The sequence below is a fragment of the Nocardioides sp. PD653-B2 genome, from assembly GCF_002117935.1.
Lineage (GTDB): Bacteria > Actinomycetota > Actinomycetes > Propionibacteriales > Nocardioidaceae > Nocardioides.
On the sequence record NZ_BDJE01000025.1, the window covers coordinates 68,318 to 88,703 of the forward strand.

The window sequence follows — 20,386 nt, forward strand, 5'->3', positions numbered from 1 at the left end:
CATGGGCGGGTCGTCCGCCTCTCCGCTACTCATAGGTGCGCAGGAGGCGGACGACTCGGATGCTGTGGATGACGGCCGCCGCCATCGCCGCAGTTCGGGGAGGCTCGAGGGCATGTCCGGTACGACGCCACCCCGCTGGCTGCCGCTCGCCGCAGCCCAGGAGGGGATGCTGCATCGGCGCCAGCTGAATCGACTCGGCATGGGAAGCCACTACGTCGACGCCCAGCTCAGTGCCCGCCGATGGCAGGAGGTGAGCAGCGTGGTTGTGTGCACGACGACCGGGGCGCTCACCCGCGCCCAGCTGATGTGGGCCGGGGTCCTGCACGCCGGCCCCTGCAGTGCTCTCGGCGGCCTCACCGCACTGGAGAGACACGGGTTGGCACGGTGGCACCGCGACGAGATCACCGTCCTGGTCCGGAAGTCGCACAACCTGGAGCCGGTCAACGGCATCCGTTTCGTCGAGACCCGACGGCCGATCCCGTTGCTGACCTCCCCGCTGCCCCTGTCGACCTGGCGGGTGGAACCCACGGCCCTCCTGTGGGCGGGCTACCACCCGGTGACGCGGTCGGCGTACGGGCTCCTCGCGGCCTGCGTCCAGCAGGGCCTGACGACGCCGTACCGCCTCGACGGGTGGATCACGCGGATGCGGCCGCTGCGCCGGGCCAAGCCGTTTCGTCGATTCCTCGGCGAGCTGGCCGCCGGCACCCAGTCGGTTGCGGAACGCGACGTCCTCACGATGTGCGACTCGTTCCTGATCCCTCGGCCCGGGCGCCAGACCCCACGGCGAGACTCCGCCGGCCGCCTCCGGTTCACGGATGCCGAGTGGCGGCTGCCGGATGGGCGCGTGGTCGTGCTCGAGGTCGACGGCGGGTTCCACATGCGAGTGGAGCACTGGAGCGCCGACATCGAACGGGAGCGCCAGCTCGTCGCCACCGGCGTGACGGTGATCCGATGCACTGCCCTCGAGCTGCGCAACCATCCCGATCGAGTGGCCCGAGACCTGCGCGCGCTCGGCGTACTCGGGTCGTCCGCCTGACACGCACCCATGGCTTGTCGAGAGGCGGACGACCCGCTCAGTGGAAGTCGCGCGAACGGTGCCGGGCCCGCAGCGCCCGCCCCGCCTCGGGGTAGACGTCCTCGATCGGCGCCAGCCGGTCGGCGAGCAGGTTGGTGACGCCGTCGGAGCGTTCGAGCATCCCCCGGATCACCATGCCGGCGGCGGTGGCCGCGACCGTGCGGTAGCGCCGCCAGACCCCCACCGTGCAGATGACGTTGAGCATCCCGGTCTCGTCCTCGAGGTTGAGGAAGGTGACTCCCCCGGCGGTGCCGGGCCGCTGCCGGTGCGTGACCAGGCCCGCGACGTGCACCCGCCGCCCCGCCTCCGCGGTCGCGGTGTCGGCCACCGAGCGGATCCCGTGGCGGCGCAGCTGCTCGCGCAGGTGCACGAAGGGATGCCCCGCCGGCGTGATCGAGGTCGCCCACATGTCCGCCATCGTGATCTCGACGTCGTCCATCTCGGGGAGCATCGGGGCCGGGCCGGCGACCCGGATCCCCTCGAGGTGCTCGTCGGTCTCGGTCCAGCCGGCGTTCCAGAGCGCCTGCCGGCGGTTGACCCCCGTGCCGTCGAAGACCCCCGCCGTCGCCAGCGCCTCGAGCTGCCGGGCGTCGAGACCGGCCCGCCGGGACAGGTCGACCTGGTCGGCGAACGGCCGCTCGGCGCGGGCCGCCACGATCCGGCGGGCGACCGTCGTGCCGATGCCGCGGACGGAGTCGAGCCCGAGGCGGACGGCGTACGCCGTGTCGCGCCGGTGCTCGGGCGTCGGGTCGGGGGTGCCGTCGACCCACTCGGTGCGCGTGCCGTCGAGGAGGCAGGAGTCGAGCCCGGTCGCGCCAGGAGCGCCGACGAGCTCGAGGTCGGGCGTGGCCGCGGAGAGCACCAGGTCGGGACGCCGCACCTCGACGCCGTGCCGCCGCGCGTCGTGCACCAGCGACTGCGCCGAGTAGAAGCCCATCGGTTGCGCGCGCAGCAGCGCCGCGAGGAACGCCGCCGGGTAGTGCAGCTTGCACCACGAGCTGGCGTAGACGAGCTTGGCGAAGGACAGGGAGTGGCTCTCGGCGAAGCCGAAGTTCGCGAAGGACAGGATCTTCACGTAGATCGCGTCGGCCGCGTCACCGACGATCCCCTTGGCGGCCATCCCCGCCATCAGCCTCTCCTTGATGGACTCGATCCGCTCGATCCCGCGCTTGGAGCCCATCGCCCGGCGCAGCAGGTCGGCCTCGTCGCGGTTGCAGTCGCCGAGCACCCGGGCCATGTCCATCAGCTGCTCCTGGAAGAGGGGTACGCCGCGGGTGCGCTCCAGCACCGGGATCAGCAGCGGGTGGGCGTACTCCACCTCCTCGCGGCCGGTCGCCCGCCGGATGTAGGGGTGCACGGCGCCGCCCTGGATCGGGCCGGGCCGGATCAGCGCGATCTCGATCGCGAGGTCGTAGAACTCCCGTGGCCGCAGTCGGGGCAGGGTGCCGATCTGGGCCCGGCTCTCCACCTGGAAGACGCCGACCGAGTCGGCCCGGCAGAGCATGTCGTAGACCGCCGGCTCCTCCTTGGGGATCGTGCTCAGCTCCCACGACTCCCCGAGGTGCTCGCGGACGATCGTCATCATGTGGTCGAGCGCGCTGAGCATCCCGAGACCGAGCAGGTCGAACTTCACCAGCCCCATGAACTCGCAGGCGTCCTTGTCCCACTGGAGGACCGTGCGCTTCTCCATCCGGGCCCGCTCGATCGGCACCACCTCGCCGATCGGCCGCTCGGTGAGCACCATCCCGCCGGAGTGGATGCCGAGGTGACGCGGGGCGCCGAGGAACTGGTTGGCGAGGTCGACGACGGCAGGGGGTACGTCGTGGTCGCCGCCCGGGTCCCGGGACGCCACCGTGGTCCAGCTGGTGACCTGCTTCGACCACGCGTCCTGCTGACCCGGCGAGTGGCCGAGCGCCTTGGCGGCATCGCGGACCGCCATCTTGGGCCGGTAGCCGACCACGTTGGCGACCTGCGCGGCGTTGTGGCGGCCGTAGCGCTCGTAGACCCACTGGATCACCTCCTCGCGACGGTCGGAGTCGAAGTCGACGTCGATGTCGGGCTCCTCGTCGCGGTGCTGGGAGATGAACCGCTCGAACGGGAGCCGGTAGAAGACCGGGTCGATCGCGGTGATGCCGAGGGCGTAGCAGACCGCCGAGCTGGCCGCGGATCCCCTGCCCTGGCAGAGGATCCCCTGCGAGCGGGCGAACTCCACGATGTCGTGGACGATCACGAAGTAGCCCGCGAAGTCCTTCTCCTCGATCACCCTCAGCTCGTGCTCGACCTTGTCCCTGGCCTCGTCCTCGAGGGCGCCCCCGGCGTAGCGGATCGCGAAGCCCCGCTCGGTGAGCTCGCGCAGCCAGCTGGACGGCGTGTGCCCGTCGGGGATGCCCTTCTTGGGCAGCCGGGGGCTGGCCTTCTGGAGGTCGAAGGCGATCTCGTCGGCGAGCTCGACGGTGCGCGCGACCGCGCCGGGGTAGCGGGCGAAGCGGCGCGCCATCTCGTCGCCCGAGCGCAGGCACGCGGCGCCGGTCGCCGGCAGCCAGCCGTCCATCTCGGCCAGGCTGCGCCGGGCCCGGACCGCCGCCATCGCCCCGGCGAGCCGGTGGCCGGACGGGTGCGCGTAGTGGACGTTGTTGGTGGCGACCACCGGCAGCCCGTGGTCGGCGGCCAGCGCCGCGAGCAGGTCGTTGTGGGCGCTGTCGGTCGGGTGGCCGTGGTCGGTCAGCTCCACGGCGACGTGCTCGTGGCCGAAGAGCGCGGTCAGCCGGTCGAGCTCGGCCGCCGCAGCCGTCGGCCCGCGGTCGGTGAGCGCCCGTCGTACGGCGCCCTTGCGGCAGCCGGTCAGCACCAGCCAGTGGTCGCGCCCCCGCTCGGCGAGCTCGTCGAGGTCGTAGACCGGGCGTCCCTTCTCGTCGCCGCGCAGCTGGGCGTCGGTGATCGCGGCGGCCAGCCGGTGGTAGCCCTCGACCCCGCGGGCCAGCACCAGCAGGTGGCTGCCCTCGGGGTCGGCGACGCCCTGCTGCGGCGTGCGCAGGCCCAGCGAGAGCTCGGCGCCGTAGATGGTCTGGATGCCGCCGTGCAGCTGCGCGGTCTCGGCGAAGAGCGGCGCGCCGTAGAACCCGTCGTGGTCGGTGATCGCCAACGCGTGCAGGCCGAGACGGATCGCCTCCAGCACCAGGTGGTCGGGCCCGCTGGCGCCGTCGAGGAAGCTGAAGTTGGAGTGGCAGTGCAGCTCGGCGTACGGCGTGAGCGGGCCGGTCGGCCGGTCGATCTCGACCCGCCGCCGCTTGCGCTTCTTCGTCGAGATCGGCGCCTCGGGGTCCTGCGGGGTGTGGGTGCGGCCGGAGAGGCGCTTCTCGAGCTCACCCCAGGAGATCGAGGGGTTGTTCCAGCCCATCAGTCGTACGCGGCTTCCGTGAACCAGACGCCGTCGTCCCACGTCATCAGCCAGGCGCGCCCGTCGACGCCGACCACCTGGAAGCGGGCCACCCGGCGCGGGTTCGTCTCCCACCAGAGCTCCTCGACCGGCCACGGCCCGGCCCAGGCGGCGACCGGCTGCCAGTCGCCGGACGGCCCGGGGCGGAACCGCTCGGGCTCGCAGGTCACCGCGCCCCGGTCGTCGACCCCGACGGTGCGCATCCCCACGCCGACGACCGCCGCCGACACCGGCGTCGCGAGCACCCGGGCGGGCGCGGGTGGCGGGATGCGGCCCGGCCAGGCGGGGCCGGTCGGCCGCAGCCCGGTCGCGCGCTCGCCCCACGGGACCAGCGCCTGGCGGTCGGCGGGCGCCCGGCCGCCCTGGAGGACCGGCCGGACGACAGCCTCGTGGCCGAGCATCCCCTGCACCCGGGCGATGCCCCGCTCGACGCGCTCGTCGGTGCCGCCCCACAGCCCGTCGGCGTGCACCGCGTCGGGGACGACGGTCACCGGCGTGAAAACCACCCGGTCGACCGGCGACCGGATGTCGCCGCCCCGGAAGCCTCCCTGCAGCTGCCAGTGCAGCCGGTCGACCAGGTCGGCTGCGGAGAACCAGCGCGGGTGCAGCCAGGTGCGCGACGAGGCGGGCTCGACCGACCCCTCGCAGCGCGCCTCGACCAGCACCTCGGTGCAGACCAGGTGGAGCCGGGCCAGCTGGTCGACGACCCGGTCGGCGGTCCGGCGGACGCTGAAGCTGATCGTCTCCGCGGAGTCCAGCGGCGGCTCGAAGTCGACGTGGCAGGCGAGGTCGGGAGGCGGGGTGCGGGTCGCGAGGAGGACGGCGCCGTCGCCGCCGACCACCCGGTGCACCCAGGCGACCTGGGGGCCGAACCGGTCGCGCACGTCGGCCGCCGCCAGGTCGCCGAGGTCGCCGAGGGTGCGCAGCCCGAGCCGCTGGAGCAGGCTCACCGCGTCGGCGTCCTCGAGGACGTCGACCGGCAGCCCGCGCAGGAAGCCGACCGACTCCCCCGGCTCGACGACCCGGCAGTCCTGCCGCTGCGCACGCCGCGCGGCCTGCTCGGCGGTGAACAGCTCGTCGGCAACCCCGACCCGGCAGTCCCAGACGCCGAGCCCGACCAGCCGCTCGGCGACCAACGCGGCCGCGGACGGCTCCCCGCCGTAGAACCGTCCGGGCGCACGCAGCGCCAGGAGCCCCGGCCGCAGCGGGGACACCCCCGGCCGCAGCTCCTCGACCGCCGCCAACACCTGCTCGAAGGCCCGGGTGTCGCGGTCGGGGCTGGCGGCGTACACCTTCAGCTCCGGGCAGCGCGACTGCGCGTCGCGGCGACGCATGCCCCGTCGTACGCCGGACGCGCGGGCCGCGTCGTTGCCGGCCTGCACGATGTTGGCGCTGAAGACCGCGGCCGGCAGGTGGGTGGGCAGCCCCTCGTCGGCCAGCGCGGCGACCACCGGCCAGTCCGGGCACCAGACGACCATGACGCGCATCAGCTCGCCGCCTCGACAGCGGGTACGGCGGTCAGGTCGCGCTCGGCGCGGACGTAGGACTGGTCCTCGGCCGGGAACCACAGCGCACCTCGCCGCGGCGGGGCCGACCCGCGCTGCGCCTCGACGACCAGCCGGCGCGCGCGGAGGTGGCCGTGCCCCTCGCCGACACCGGACCACGCGGGCTCCCGCGTCGTCAGCCGCACCTCGCAGCGCGGCCAGTCCCCCGATGTCCGCTCCTGGGCGACCAGGACCGACGACCGCTTGCGCAGCCGGGCGCCGAGCTTCTCGGCGACGTGCGCGGGCACCCGGCCGCGGGTCCGGACCACCACCACCGTCGCGACGTCGACCAGCGCAGCGGTGACCTCGAGCCACTGGTCGCCGGGCTCGGGGACCAGGACGGTGCGGGTCAGGTCGACCCCGAGCGCCAGGGCGGCCTCGGCGCCGAAGTCGGTGACGCCGACGACCGCGCACCAGCCCCCGGCCCGCGAGGGCCCGGCCATCAGCGCCAGCGCCAGGCTCGAGCTGTCGACGGAGTAGCTGCCGCCCGCCCGCAGCTGGACCAGGCCGGCCAGCGCCGGGTGGGTCTCCAGCTCCAGCCGCGGCACGCCGTCCTGCATCCGCGTCATCCGGGCGCGCAGCTGCTGGATCGTGTCCGCGGCGTTCGTCGGGGTGCTGGTCGGTGGGGTCACACCCCATGATCGAACATGTGTTCGAACAGGTCAACAGCGGGTTCGCCGTACCGCCTCACCCGTCCCAGCAGTCACACCGGCGTGAACTTGCCCGCCGAAACCCGCACGACACGCCGTGCCGGGCCGGCGTGTCGTGCGGGTTTCACCGGCTGCCCGGTGAAACCCGCACGCCGCCAGCTCACGAGTAGAACGCGTCGATCCGGTCCTTGTTGTTGACCTCGACGACGTTGCGCTTGACCTTCATCGAGGGGGTCAGCTCGCCCGACTCGATGGTGAGGTCGTGGTCGAGGATCTCCCACTTCTTGATGGTCTCCCAGCGGTTCAGCCGGGCGTTGAGCTGGTCGACGTAGCCGCCGATCATCGTCTTGACCTCGTCGGACCTGACGATGTCGGTGTACGACGCGCCGGCCATGCCGTTCTCCTCGGCCCAGCCCGCCATCGCGTCGGGGTCGAGGGTGATCAGCGCGACCACGAAGTTCCGCTCGTTGCCGAAGACCATGAACTGGCTGGTGTAGGGGCAGATCGCCTTGAACTTCGACTCGATCGCGGGGGGCGCGACGTACTTGCCGCCGGAGGTCTTGAAGAGCTCCTTGATCCGGCCGGTGATGGTGAGGAAGCCGTCGGCGTCGAGGCTGCCCTTGTCGCCGGTGTGCAGCCAGCCGTCCTCGGTCAGCGTCTTCGCCGTCTCCTCGGGGAGGTTGTGGTAGCCCGCCATGATGTGCGGCCCGCGCAGCATCACCTCGTCGCCCTCGCCGATCTTGACCTCGCTGCCCGGCAGTGCGGGGCCGACCGTGCCGATCTTGTAGTCGTCGGGGTGGTTGACCGTGGCGCCGGCGGCGTTCTCGGTCATGCCGTAGCCCTCGAGGATGAGGATGCCGGCGGCGTGGAACCACTCGGCGATCTCGGAGTTCAGCGCTGCGGAGCCGGAGATGAAGAACCGGACCCGGCCTCCGAACCGCTCGCGCACCTTGCTGAAGACCAGCTTGTCGAAGAGCCCGTGCTGGACGTTGAGCAGCAGCGGGACGGACCTGCCCTCGCGCTTGTGCTTGTCGACCTTGATGCCGACCTCGAACGCCTTCTTGAAGATCTTCTCCTTGAGGCCGCCCTCGGCCGCCTGCATGGTGACGATCCGGCCGTGCGCCTTCTCGAAGATCCGCGGCGCGGCGCCCATGAACGTCGGCTTCACGACGCCGAGGTTCTCGACGATCTTGTCGACCCGGCCGTCGATCGCGGTGGCGAAGCCACAGGCGAGCTGCGCCGAGAGCAGCACCTTGCCGAACGAGTGGGCCATCGGCAGCCACAGGAACTGGAGGTCGTCCTCGCCGAGGATGTCCTGCACCTGGATGGCCGTGCCCTCGTAGACCCAGGCCCGGTGCAGCAGCCGGACGCCCTTGGGCTTGCCGGTCGTGCCCGAGGTGTAGATGAGCGTCGCGAGCTGGTCGGGCTCGATCGCGTGGGCCGTCTCGCCGACCACGCCCGGGTGCTCGGCGAGGTAGGCCTCCCCCAGCGTGGCGAGGTCGTCGAGGCCGATCACCCAGTCGCCGTCGGTCGTCCCGTCGAAGGTCACGACCTTGATGACCTGCGGTAGCTCGTCCCTGTGCGCGGTGAGCTTCGCGATCTGGTCGTCGTCCTCGGCGAAGACCACGCGGCTGTCCGAGTCGCTGAGGATGTACGCCGTGTCCTCGCTGTTGGTCGACGGGTAGACGGTCGTGGTCGCGGCGCCCGCACACATGACCGCCAGGTCGGCGAGGATCCACTCGTAGCGGGTGCCGGCCACGATGCCGACCCGCTGCTCCGAGGTGATGCCGAGGGACAGCAGGCCTCCGGCGAGCTTCTCGACGAGGTCGCCCGCCTGCCGCCAGGTGACGGACTCCCAGCCCTCACCCCGGGGGTAGCGGAACGCCTCGTGGTCGGCCGAGGCGGCGACGCGGTCGAGGAACTGCACCGCGACGTTCTTGGTCAGGTGGTCGACGAAGCTGGTGTCGGTGGTGGGCATGACACTCCTGCAGGGCGGCCGAGACGAATGGGGATGCGGAGTAACCTAGATCACTGGCCCAACTCGTGGGTAGCAACCCTGCTCGGGCCCGCGCGGCGACGTGACTCCCGGGCCGCTCCCGCCCCGGTCGTCACCGTGCGGGCATCAGGCTGACGACGTCGCCGTGCCCGGGGCGGTGGTGACGTTCTCGACCGCGCAGGCCGACCCGGTCGACCGGAACTGTTTCGGCCATCGGTCGTTGTCGAGAGAGGGCCGGCCGACCGCGCCCTGTTCCGCCTCGCGAGGGTCGCCGAGGTCGAGGGGGAGGACCGATGGCGGCACGGCCCGATGCCGGCGGTCCCGACGGTCGGCGCCGACCCGATTCCCGCACCCACCGAGGGCTGCGTCACGCCGTACCGACGTTTCATCACGGGCTCGTGGGGCACCTAGTAGAAGGACTTCAACGCCCTGGCTCGGGACAGCCGGCGGTCCCGGCGCCCGACGCAGTTTGCGCGGGCGCGGCACTGCACCAACGACCCGGGGGGATCGGCACGTGCGAGCAGGCCTGATCGACGTACTTCCATGGCTCAAGAGCATCCGACCGGCACTGACGCTGGTCGACCCGGTGGCGATCGTCCTCGCCGGACTCGCCGTCCACGCCTCGGTGAGCCCGCTCGCGGTGGCCACGGCCGCCGTGGCCGCGACCCTGGTGTGCCGGCAGGCCGACCTGCACCGGTCCCGCCTGGTGCTGTCCCTGCTCGAGGACCTGCCCCAGCTGGCCCTGGCCACGCTGGTCGCCACCCTGGCCCTGATGGCGATCACTCCGGCGCCCGAGCTGACGAGCCCCCCGTGGGGCATGCTGCTGATCTTCAGCGGGTCCGCGTTCCTGCATCTGGTCGTGCTCCGCGGGATCGTCTACTCCCGCGCACTCGCCCGCCGACGCAACGGCCGCAGCTCGCACCCGGCGATCATCGTCGGTGCCGGCGCGGTCGGTCAGCGGCTGGCCCGGACCTTCCTGGCCCGGGGCGAGTACGGCCTGCACCCGGTCGGCATGATCGACTGCGCGCCGGGCCTCACCGCCCAGCAGCTCCCGCTCCCCCTGCTCGGCGGGGTCGACGACCTCGAGCGCGCGATGACCGACCTCGGCGTGGACGACGTGGTCTTCGCGTTCCCGGACCCGCCCGACGACCACACGATCGCCGTCGTGCGCCGCTGCGTGCAGAACGACCACCAGGTCTTCGTGGTCCCGCGGTTCTTCGAGATGATGGGCCTCGACCACCACCGGCGCACCGAGGTCATCGGCGACGTCGCGGTGATGCGGCTGCGGCGTTGGGGCCTGCGCCCGCACACGCTCCTCCTCAAGCGGGCCTTCGACGTCGCCCTCTCGTGCCTGGCGCTCGTCGTCCTGTCCCCCGTGCTCCTCGCCTGCGCGATCGCGGTGCGCCTCGAGACCGGCCCCGGCGTGATCTTCCGCCAGGTGCGCGTCGGCCGCGGCGGCGGCACGTTCACGCTCTACAAGTTCCGTTCGCTCAAGCCCACTAACCAGCTCGAGAGCGCCACCCAGTGGTCGATCGACAACGACGACCGGCTCGGCGCGGTCGGCAGGTTCCTCCGGCGCACCAGCCTCGACGAGCTGCCCCAGCTGGTGAACGTCGTCCGCGGCGACATGAGCCTGGTCGGTCCCCGCCCCGAGCGGCCGTTCTTCGTCCGGGAGTTCTCCAAGGCCCAGGTCCGGTACGACGACCGGCACCGGGTGGCGACCGGCCTCACCGGCTGGGCGCAGGTCAACGACCTGCGCGGCGACACCCCCATCGACGCGCGCACCCGCTTCGACAACCACTACATCGAGAACTGGTCGCTGTGGACCGACGTCAAGATCATGATGCGCACGGTGCGGGCGGTCACCCGGTCCCAGCCGGGCTCGGACGCCCCGCTGAGGCTCACCCTCGGCGAGCCGCCAGCAGAGCGAGGCACAGCTCCGCGACCGCGCGTGTAGACCGGTCGGTGCCGTGGTGGGTCTCGACATGAGCGCGCCCCGCACGGCCCTCGGCGTCCGCGAGGCCCGGGTCGCGCAGTCGCTCGCCGATGGCCGCCGCCAGCGCGTCGACCCGCCCCGCGGGCACCACCGCACCCGTCCCCGCGACCACGCTCTCCGTGATCCCGGCGACGTCGGTGGCGACGACGCTGCGCCCGGCGGCCATCGCCTCGAGGGGCACCAGGGCCATCCCCTCCCACCGCGAGGGCACCACCACGACGTCGGCGGCAGCGAGCCAGGCCGGCACGTCTCGGCGGACGCCGGCGAACGAGACTCCCGCTCCGGCACGTGACTCCAGCAGGTCCCGGTCGGGACCGTCGCCCACCAGCACGAGGCGGGCCTCGGGCAGCCGCTCGCCGACCAGCGCCCAGGCGTCGAGGAGGTCCTGCTGCCCCTTCTGAGGGGCGAGCCGCCCGACGCAGACCGCCGTGGGCCGGTCCTCGAGACCGAGCCCGGCGCGGGCCGACGCCCGGTCGTGACGGGCCGTCGTCAGGTCGACGCCGTTGGGCACGACCGTGGCCGCGCCGCGGATGCCGCACACCCGGCCCTCGCGCAGCTCGGCCTCGCTGACGCAGACGAGCCGGGTGGTCCAGCGCGCGGCGAGGCGTTCCCAGGCCAGGGACGCGCGGGCGGTCGCTCCGCTGGCGGCGAGGAACGACCAGGCGTGCGGCTGGAAGACCGTCGGCAGCCGGCCCCGGACGGCGAGGCGGCCGGCCAGCCCGGCCTTGGCGCTGTGGAGGTGGACGATGTCGGGCGCCTCGGCCCGCAGGATCCGGCGCAGCCGGGCGGCCTCCGCCGCCACGGAGGGCCCGGGCTCGCGGCGGGCCGACCACGGCACCACCCGGGCCCCGGTGGTGCGTACGGCGTCGCCGAGCCAGCCGGTCGGCGGGCAGGCCACGGTCACCTGCCAGCCGCGGGCGACCTGGTCGCGGACCAGGCCGAGCAGCACCACCGCAACGCCCTCGGTGGTCGGCACCGAGACGTGGAGGACCCGCACCGGGGGCGCGGGCGACCCGGTCAGCTGGGGACCCGCTCGGCGGTCTTGCCGATCAGCACGACGCCCAGGACGCGCACCCCGACCGAGCGGACCCGGTCGGCGTGCTGGCGCAGGGTGCGCGGGGAGACGCCGCTCTCGGGGACCGCGAGGAGCATCGAGCCGCCGGCCGCCATCACCCGCGCGTCGTCGCAGAGGTCGAGGGGCGGCGCGAGGACGACCACGACGTCGAAGCGCGCCGCAGCCTCGGCCATCACGGTCGAGAAGCGCGTCTCGAGCAGCACGTCGGCAGGTTCACCGCCCCAGTCGCCGGCCGGGAGCACGCTGAGGTTGTCGACCGGCCCCGCACTCAGGGCCGTGTCGAGGTCGCCGCCCAGGAGCAGCTCGTAGAGACCCGACGTGTCGGGGCCGGCCGCGATCGACTGGCCGTGCCGGTCACCGATCCGACCGTCGACCAGCAGGACGCGGCGGCCCACGCTCGCCAGCGAGATCGCCAGGTTGGCGCCCAGCCAGACGTTGACCTCGCCCGGGGTCACCCCGGAGACCACCACCCGGCTGACCGGGACGGTGCTCGCCTCGGCCTCGAGCGCGATGCGCAGCGTGCGGAAGACGTCGGCCGCAGCCGTGCCGGGGTAGAGCGCGGGCAGGGTCGTCGGGTCGCGGGGCGGCGAGACGTGCGCGAGGACGGGGGCGTCCCCGGCTTCCTCGACCTCCGCGGCGCTGCCGATCCGGTTCGTGTAGCGGTCGCGCAGCAGGGCACCGCAGACCGCCAGCACCAGCGCCAGCAGGGCGCCCACCCCGATGCCGAGCAGCAGGTTGGGGCTGGAGAAGGTGGTGGCGGGAGCGGCCGGGTTGCTGGTCGTGAACAGGAAGGACCCGTTGCTCGGGTCGTGCAGCGGCAGCACCTCCGCGACGGTGTTCGCGATCTCCGCGGCCATGTCGGGGTCCTCGTCGCTGACCGTGATCTGGACCAGGATCGTGCCCTCCACCCAGCGTCCCGAGATCTCGCGACGGAGCTGATCGGTCGAGCGCGGCTCGGAGAGCTGGCTCGCCACGCCCTCGAGGACGTCCTGGGAGTTGCTGAGCTCACCGAGCGTGCCGCGCAGGGCGTTCAGGTCCTCGGCGCTCGCCGTCTCGTCGGAGGCAGCCGCCGAGACGGTGGCCGACGCGGTGTAGGTCTTCGGCGACAGGTAGAGGCCCGTCGCCACGGCCACGGCCGTCGTCAGCACGATCGCGATGGCCAAGACTCGGTGCCGCCAGACAGCGCGACCGACGTCCTTCAACTCCATGGTGCTCCCCCTTGCGTGCCGTGGGCACGCAGTCCGAGCGACCAGGAAGATCTTTCCGGCCGCACTCCCCCGAGTGGAGACTGTCGCAGGCGCCGACGATCGGTCGGCGCCGCCGACAGTAGTGTCATTTTCAACGCAACTGCTGTGAATTGGTTACGACTTCCGGCCACCGAGCAGCTCCTCGTACAAGTTCTCGTAGGCAGATCTCATTCCCGACGACGAATACCGTCGTCGGACCACCTCGTGTGCGGCCTCGGCCATCCCTCGGCTCCGGCCCGGCTCGGCGAGCACCCGCTGCACCGCGTCGCCCAGGGCGGACGCGGACCCCGGCGGGACCAGCGCGATCGTCTCCGGGTCGAACGAGGCCAGGCCGCCGACGGCCGAGGCGACCACGGGGACACCCGCCGCCATCGCCTCGAGGACCGTCATCGGCAGACCTTCGCGGTCGCTCGGCAGCACCAGCACGTCGGCGGCGGCGAGCAGCCGGCGTACGTCGCGGCGATCGCCCAGGAACCGGGCCCGCCCGTCGAGCCCGGCGGCCCGGCGCTCGAGCGCCGACCGGTCCGGTCCGTCCCCCGCGACGAGGAGCAGCGCGTCGATCGCGGTCCCGGACCAGGCGTCGAGCAGCAGGTCGACCCGCTTCGGCGGCGCGAGCCGGGCGACGCAGAGGACCACGGGCCGCGTCGGGTCCAGGCCGAGGTCGCGGCGCGCGGCCGCCCGGTCGACGTCGTCGGCGGTCGGTACGGCGTTCTCGATCACCCGGAGCCGCTGCTCGGGCAGGCCGGCGGTGCTGAGCCGGCCGGCCACGTCCTGCGAGACCGCCACGACCAGGTCGGACCGGCGCAGCAGCCGAGCCGCCCGGGGGTAGTCCTCGTCGGCGAGGCCGTGGACCGTGGTGACCATCGGCGAGCCGCGGGTGCCGAGGCGCGCGGCCACGCTGGCGCGCACGTTGTGGGCGTGGACGAGGCCGACCGGCCGGCTCGCCACCTCGCGCCGCAGCCGGCCTGCGGTACGCAGCACGGAGACCGGACCGGGCGCGCGCAGGGGCACGTCGACGGTGTGGACACCGACGCGGGCGAGCTCGTCGGCCCGCCACCCGCCGCTGCTCGCGACACCGATGTCGTCGCCCTGCTCGAGCCGGTGGACGGCGAGGTCCGCCACCACCGTCTCCGCTCCCCCGGAGCCCATCTCCGCGATCACCGTCAGCGCGCGCACCGGGCCTCCTCGTAGCTGACCAGCAGGCCGTCGACGCAGTCGTCGACCGTGTAGCCGTCGAGGATCCGGGCCCGCGCCGAGCGGCCCATCCGCTCGCGCAGGAGCCGGTCACCGGCGAGAGCAGCCAGCGCGTCGGCGAACGCATCAGTGTCGTCGACCGGGCAGAGCAGCCCGTCGACCCCGTCGCGCACCACCTCGGGCACGCCGCCGACCGCGGTCGCCACGGCGGGCAGCCCGGCGGCCATCGCCTGGAGCAGGGCCATCGGGCAGTTCTCGGCCGCCGACGAGAGCGCGAACAGGTCGGCCCGGGCCAGGACGGATGCGGGGTCGGCGACGCGGCCCACCAGCTCGACCCGGCCCGCCAGGCCGGCGCTCGAGGCCCGGCGTTCGGTCTCACCGCGCAGCGGCCCGTCGCCGACGAGGAGCAGCTGCAGGCCGGGCACCCGCTCGACGGCGTCGAGGAGGGTCCGCACCCGCTTCACCTCCGCGAGCATGCCGAGCCACAGGACCGTCGGAGGGCGGTCGCCCGCCGGCTGGGCCGCGGGCGCGAAGCGGACCGGGTCGACGCCGTTGGGCACGACGTCCACCAGGTCGCGCGGGAGGCCGACGTGGTCGAGGGCGTACTGCGCCACGGCGGCACTCGGGACGACGACCCGGCACCGGCCCCACCGGGTGACGAGACGCTCGCCGGCCAGGTAGTAGAGACGGTCGCGTCGGCGGCGCGGTCCGGCCAACGCGTTGCCGGCCACGAGGTCCGAGAGCCCGTCGGGCACCCCGTGCAGCGTGTAGACGAGTCCCGCGTCGCCCAGGGCGTGGCGACGTCCGGCGGCGCGGCCGAGCCAGCCGGCCCTGCGGTCCTGGAGGTGCACCACGTCGAGGCGCAGCGACCGGAGGGTGCGCACGATCCGGGCGCCGGCGCCGACGTCGCGCATGGAGGTCATCGCCGCCGGGTGCCAGACCACGCCGGCGGCGCGGGCGCGGGCGGTGCCGGCGGACTCGGGCCCGACGACGTGGCTCTCGTGCCCCCGGGCGGCCAGCCCGACGGCCACGTCGACGGCATGGTCGACCGGCCCTCCGGCGTCGAGGGTCAGCAGCTGGGCGATCCGCATGCTCAGTCCTCCCCCGCGGTCGTGCCCGGTGCGAGGTGGACGCAGGGCGCGCTGCGTGACCCGACGCCGACCGCCAGGGCACACAGCAGCCACAGCGGCAGGTAGTACTGCTCGGTGACGAAGGTCGCGGCGACGGCCGCCCCGACCAGGGCCGCAGAGACCGCCGCGGACATCGGGTCGCGGGCCCGTCGCCAGCCGGACCAGGCCTGCGCGAACGCCACCGAGAGCATCGCGACGAAGGCGGTCAGCCCGAACAGGCCGAGCTCGCTCGAGATCTCGAGCCAGGTGTTGTGCGCGACGTCGAGTGGATGGTTGACGTCGTCCGGCAGCTCCGGGGAGAACGCCCCGTGGTCGAGGGAGAACGCGCCCGGTCCCATGCCGAGCAGCGGGCGTTCGAGCGTCATCTGGCTCGCCTCGCGCCACAGCGCCAGCCGCTCGGAGACGTTCTGGTCGGCGACGTGGCCCTTCTGGTGGAGGCTCGTCTCGACCAGGCTCGGGAAGAACGCGGCGGTGAGGGCGACCAGCGCGACGAGGACGACCGCCAGGTCCACCGCGGCACGCAGCCGCACCATCCGGGTCGCCAGGGCGAAGACCCCCATCGCCACCAGGCCGAGCAGCGCACCCCGGGACAGGGTGCCGATCACGGCCAGCACCACGACGACCGCGGCGACGCTCCACACCCAGCCGTGCCGGCCGCGCCGCCGCAGGGCGAACGCCAGCGGCACCGCCGCCAGCAGGAAGAACGCGAAGTCGTTGGGGTCGGCGATCGGCCCTCCCACCCGCGGGTCCTCCGCGAGCGCGTAGGTGAGCAGGCCACAGACGGCGGCGGCAGTGCAGGCCGCCACGTAGACGCGGGCCAGCCTCTCGGGGGCGAGCCGGCCCCGGAGCACGTCGGAGAGCACGAGCAGCACGGCGAGGAAGCCGGCGTACCGGACCACCACGGCGGTGCCGGTGTCACCGTTGTTGTGCACGAGCGTCGAGACGAGCAGGGCGACCACGAAGACCAGGGCGGCCACCAGGACCGGGCTGCGTTGCTCGCGGTGCAGCCGCCCCGAGCAGCGGCGGACGATCCAGGCGAGGACGAGCAGCACGCCCAGGACCTTCACGGCGCGGGGGTCCGTGCGGACCAGGTAGTCCTCGAAGACGGACGCGCTGACGACCACGAGGGCCGCCCACTCCAGCTCCAGCACGATCCCGCAGACCGCCGCCGCGGCCAGCGTGACCACGAGCACCGGGATCGGGGCCAGCCCGGCGACCACCCCGATCGCGGACGCGCAGGCCAGCGGCAGCAGCACGGTCCAGGCCGTGCGGGTACGGCGGTCACGCGGCGCCGCGGACCTCAGCGGCGGCGCCGTGGCGCGGCCCTGCGCCGATGTCACCACGGGGTCATCACGGAGGTCACCACGGGGGGCCCTTGCGGCTGCGCCACGAGTCGAGCGGCCGCAGCACGGTGTAGGCGCCGTCGAGGATCAGGCGCAGGTCCTCGGGGTCGGCGGGCACGAACGACCGGCGCAGCGACAAGTGCGGGGTCCGGACGGTGTTGAGGCCGCGGTCGACGGTGATCGCGATCCGGTAGCCCGCCGCGTCCGCGGCCGCGCGGACTGCGGGGTTCCAGCCTCCGGTCGGGTAGGCCAGCGAGGTGACCGGCCTGCCCAGCAGCTCCTCGAGGCTCACGCGGGAGTCGACGAGCTCGCGGACGAGGTCGGCCGGGGTGAGCCGCGGCAACCACGGATGGCTGACCGTGTGGGACCCGATGTCGAGCCCCTCGCCGGCGGCGTCGAGCAGCTCGTCGGGCCGAGCGAGGCGGAGCCGGTCGTGCTCGGGCTCGTGCCGGTCCCAGGCGAAGCGCAGATCACCGGCGAGGCTCGCGGTCACGGCGAAGAGCGTGGTCGGCAGGCCACGCTCGCGCAGGATCGGCCAGGCGGTCTCGACGACGCTCGCGTAGCCGTCGTCGAACGTCAGCACCACCGCCCGGTCGGGAAGGGTGCCGGCTGCCAGGGCGGCCACGGCCGCGTCGAGCGGCAGCACCGTGGCGCCCCACGTGTCGAGCACGTCGAGGTGGCGGCGGAAGTCGTCGACACCCGTCGAGAGCCCGTCGCTGTGCCCGTCGACCCGGTGCCACCCGATGATCGTCAGGCCGCGACCGCGGCTCAGCCGGCGGGCCGTGGTGGTGATCGGGCGCAGCGCGGTGCCGAGCGCGCGCACCCCGCCCCTCACGACTGTCTCCTGACCAGGCGGCCGGCTTCGCGCAGATGGTCGCGGTCCAGCGTCCAGACCGTTGCGGCGTACCCGAGCAGCCCCGCCGTACCGACCACGAGCAGCCCGACCAGCGAGGGTGTGTCGATCTCGAGGAGCTCGCGGGTGATCAGGACCACGGCCGCCATCACGGCCACGCCGGCCAGCGCGGGTCGCAGCGACGACGCCAGCCGGCGCAGCGAGAAGCCGGTCACGTGGAGCCGCGCGAAGGCCAGCGCCACGAGCGACATGAAGGCCGCCGCCGCGACCTGACCGATCGCGACCGCGGTGATGCCGCGCGGAGCGAGGAGCACGAGGGTGGCGAAGAGGACGAGCAGGTGGCACAGCCGCAGGCCCATGGACAGGGCGGGGCGACCGGCCGCGTTCAGCGCCGTCTGCACCAGCTGACCGACGCTGAGCAGCACCGCGTACAGCGCGAGCCACGCGACCACCGGGACACCGGGCTGCCACTTGTCGCCGAGCAGCACGAGGTCGTCGGCGAAGAGGGCGAGACCCAGGCAGATCGGGGCCACCAGGGTGAGGGTCGCGGTCATCACCGTGACGGCGGCCCGGCCGAGGTCGACTCCACGTTGGCGGCAGAGGAACGGGAAGGCCGCACCGGTCGTGACCACCACGATCATCAGGTACGGCATGAACGCGAGCCGGAAGGCGAGGGAGTACTGACCGAGCGCCTCGCCGCCCAGGACCCGCGACACGATCAGGTAGTCGATGTTGAGCTGCACCAGCTCGAGGAGGTTCGCACCGGCGTACGGCCCGCCGTACGACAGCAGGCCGCGGGCGTCCTCGAGGTTCCAGCCGGGCAGTACCGGCGGGTGCACCAGCCAGGTGAGCAGCAGGGTGAGCACCCCCTGCACGATCTGTCCGACGACGAGCGCCATCACGCCGTGGCCCTGCGTGACCAGCACGATCGCCACCACCGCTCCGACGACCGACGAGACGGTGTCGGGCAGGATCCGGCGGGCGAAGGCGAGCCGGCGGCGCAGCAGCTCGTTGCTCACGGCCGCGACCGCGAGGCAGGGCAGCGTGACGGTCAGGCCGCGAATCACCGCGGCCCCGCCGTCGGTGGCGTGGAAGCTGGCCGCCAGCCAGGGCGCAGCGAACCACAGGAGCGTCGCGACCGCCGTCCCCATCCCGATGCCCACGGTGACGGCGGTGCGCGCCACCCGGAGCACGTCGCCGCGCCAGTAGACGAGCGCGCTGGCGGTGCCGAGGCTGGTGACCACGGCGGACACGTTGGCGACCACCGTGCCGAGCGCGATGACGCCGAGCGCCGAGGGCGCCAGCAGGGCCGCGAGGGCGAGCAGGACGACCGTCTGGGACGTCTTGACGACGATCCCGTTCGTGGCCAGCCAGAGCACTCCCCGGGCCGTGCGGGCTGCCTCGATGCTGGGCGGCTCGGGAGCCGGGGCCGCAGCGTCGGGTGGCGCGACCGCACCGTCGAGCACCCGGGCCACGGCCGCGAGGTGCCGGGCCAGCTCGTCGTGTCCGAGGTCGTGCAGGGACCGGTTGCGCAGGTAGAGCACCACCGCCGCGAGCGCCAGGGCCAGCCGCTCGGGCCGTTCCCAGTCGGCCCAGCGCCGGCCGCCCACCATCATCGCGGCGACCGGGTGCGGGTCATCGACCAGCCGGAGGAGGGTGTCGGTGACGAGTCCGTCGGTGCCGGCCACCCCCTGCAGCGCGTGGACGAGGAGGCCGTCGATGCCGAGGGGTGCGTCGTCGCCGGCGTTGTCCCAGTCGATGACGGTGCTGACGGCCCCGTCGAGGAGCACGTTGCCCGGCCAGAGGTCGCCGTGGCACCAGCCGGTGGGGACGCCCCGGTCGAGGACCTCGAGGGCCGCCGCCCACCGCACCCGCACCCCGACGGGCACCACGTGCGCCCCGGAGCTCCACCGCTCGGCCCAACCGGCGCCGGTGCGGCCGGTCTCGCGGCCGGCCAGGACCTCCGCGAGCTCGCGGGCGACCTCCCACTGCCGGGATGCATTCGGCCACGGCCAGCTCAGGGGTCGATGCCGCCGGGGGGTCCACTCGGTCGCGGTCCACGGCCGCCCCCGCGTCCGCCCCTCGGCCACGACGACGGGCAGGAACCGGCGCGCCTCCGGCACGTCGTCGAGGATCCGCGACGCGACGTCGACCTCGCGCTCCGGGTCGGTCAGGGACAGGCGGACGGCCAGGTCACCCTCGACGGTGCGCAGACGCAGCACCACCTGGCCTGCGGTGAGCAGCCCGACGAGGTCGCTGTCGAGCCCCGTCGCCCGGGCGAGGTCGCGGCGCACCTCGTCGGCCAGGGACGGCCGGTCGCCGCTCACCCGCAACCGGGGCACCGCGTCACCACGCCCGACGGTCAGGCCGAGGACGCGCCGCAGCCAGGGCACGGGTCCGCTCGGCATGCTCACGGGCCACGAGCGGTGCCACACGAGCTCGGGGCTCTCGGCGCTCGGGTAGAGCAGATAGGGCCCGGCATCGCCGAGCACGGCGACCACCCCGTCGGTGGCGACGAGTGCCGCCAGCACCTGCTCGTCGTATCGCCGGGCGTCGACGACGACCAGGGCTGCCGACCCGGGCGCGACGGGTGGGTGGGTGCCGTCCCAGCGGACGACCCGGCCGGGGTCCGGCCACCCGTCGAGGCGGGTCCCGTCGCTCAGCACGAGCGCACCCGGGAAGGCCGCCTGGAGGTGGGGGGTGAGGTCGTCGGTGAGGGCGAGGACGACCGGGCCGGCCGCGTCGGCGGGCAGCAGCGCCGCGAAGGCGGCCAGCCGGTCGCCGACGGTCCAGTGCGGTGCCTCGATGCGCTCCTCGGTGGTGCTGGCTCCGGCAGTCATGAGCAGC

13 protein-coding genes are annotated in these 20,386 nt (G+C 73.8%); 2 read left to right on the forward strand and 11 right to left on the reverse strand.

What is annotated here, in order from left to right; genetic code table 11:
- The first annotated feature begins 112 nt into the window (after positions 1-112).
- Entirely contained in the window at positions 113-1,036 is a 924-nt protein-coding gene (locus PD653B2_RS11065) for a hypothetical protein (protein ID WP_133059028.1), read from the forward strand.
- A gap of 37 nt (positions 1,037-1,073) precedes the next feature.
- Here PD653B2_RS11065 and PD653B2_RS11070 read toward each other — a convergent pair whose 3' ends face one another.
- From PD653B2_RS11070 to PD653B2_RS11085, 4 genes are all read right to left on the reverse strand, one after another.
- Complete coding sequence (locus PD653B2_RS11070; RefSeq protein ID WP_085872435.1) at positions 1,074-4,472, reverse strand: error-prone DNA polymerase; 3,399 nt, start codon at positions 4,470-4,472, stop codon at positions 1,074-1,076.
- On the reverse strand, positions 4,472-5,998 hold the full coding sequence (locus PD653B2_RS25875; RefSeq protein WP_165763432.1) for a DNA polymerase Y family protein: 1,527 nt from the start codon (positions 5,996-5,998) through the stop codon (positions 4,472-4,474). Before PD653B2_RS25875 ends, PD653B2_RS11070 begins: the two co-directional genes overlap by 1 nt.
- Positions 5,998-6,687: a hypothetical protein gene (locus PD653B2_RS11080; RefSeq protein ID WP_085872436.1), complete on the reverse strand. Its 690-nt coding sequence runs from the start codon at positions 6,685-6,687 to the stop codon at positions 5,998-6,000. Before PD653B2_RS11080 ends, PD653B2_RS25875 begins: the two co-directional genes overlap by 1 nt.
- A 178-nt stretch (positions 6,688-6,865) precedes the next feature.
- Positions 6,866-8,683 carry an AMP-dependent synthetase/ligase gene (locus PD653B2_RS11085; protein WP_085872437.1) on the reverse strand — a complete coding sequence of 606 codons (1,818 nt, stop codon included), beginning with the start codon at positions 8,681-8,683 and terminating at the stop codon, positions 6,866-6,868.
- Positions 8,684-9,215: 532 nt separating this feature from the next.
- Here PD653B2_RS11085 and PD653B2_RS11090 point away from each other — a divergent pair.
- Entirely contained in the window at positions 9,216-10,658 is a 1,443-nt protein-coding gene (locus PD653B2_RS11090; protein ID WP_165763433.1) for a sugar transferase, read from the forward strand.
- On the opposite strand, the gene PD653B2_RS11095 is transcribed toward PD653B2_RS11090, so the two are convergent.
- The 7 genes from PD653B2_RS11095 to PD653B2_RS11125 form a co-directional block, all read right to left on the reverse strand.
- A complete protein-coding gene (locus PD653B2_RS11095) occupies positions 10,603-11,694 on the reverse strand; it encodes a glycosyltransferase family 4 protein (protein WP_089503937.1) in 1,092 nt (363 codons plus the stop codon). The genes PD653B2_RS11090 and PD653B2_RS11095 overlap by 56 nt on opposite strands.
- Positions 11,695-11,714: 20 nt before the next feature.
- A complete protein-coding gene (locus PD653B2_RS11100) occupies positions 11,715-12,980 on the reverse strand; it encodes a Wzz/FepE/Etk N-terminal domain-containing protein (protein ID WP_085872440.1) in 1,266 nt (421 codons plus the stop codon).
- Between the two features lie 153 nt (positions 12,981-13,133).
- Positions 13,134-14,195: a glycosyltransferase family 4 protein gene (locus PD653B2_RS11105; RefSeq protein ID WP_085872441.1), complete on the reverse strand. Its 1,062-nt coding sequence runs from the start codon at positions 14,193-14,195 to the stop codon at positions 13,134-13,136.
- On the reverse strand, positions 14,183-15,304 hold the full coding sequence (locus PD653B2_RS11110; RefSeq protein WP_085872442.1) for a glycosyltransferase family 4 protein: 1,122 nt from the start codon (positions 15,302-15,304) through the stop codon (positions 14,183-14,185). Before PD653B2_RS11110 ends, PD653B2_RS11105 begins: the two co-directional genes overlap by 13 nt.
- Positions 15,305-15,306: 2 nt before the next feature.
- Entirely contained in the window at positions 15,307-16,683 is a 1,377-nt protein-coding gene (locus PD653B2_RS11115; RefSeq protein WP_133059027.1) for an O-antigen ligase family protein, read from the reverse strand.
- Between the two features lie 19 nt (positions 16,684-16,702).
- On the reverse strand, positions 16,703-17,521 hold the full coding sequence (locus PD653B2_RS11120) for a polysaccharide deacetylase family protein (RefSeq protein WP_165763434.1): 819 nt from the start codon (positions 17,519-17,521) through the stop codon (positions 16,703-16,705).
- Positions 17,518-20,379: an oligosaccharide flippase family protein gene (locus PD653B2_RS11125; protein ID WP_085872444.1), complete on the reverse strand. Its 2,862-nt coding sequence runs from the start codon at positions 20,377-20,379 to the stop codon at positions 17,518-17,520. Before PD653B2_RS11125 ends, PD653B2_RS11120 begins: the two co-directional genes overlap by 4 nt.
- Between the last annotated feature and the right edge of the window lie 7 nt (positions 20,380-20,386).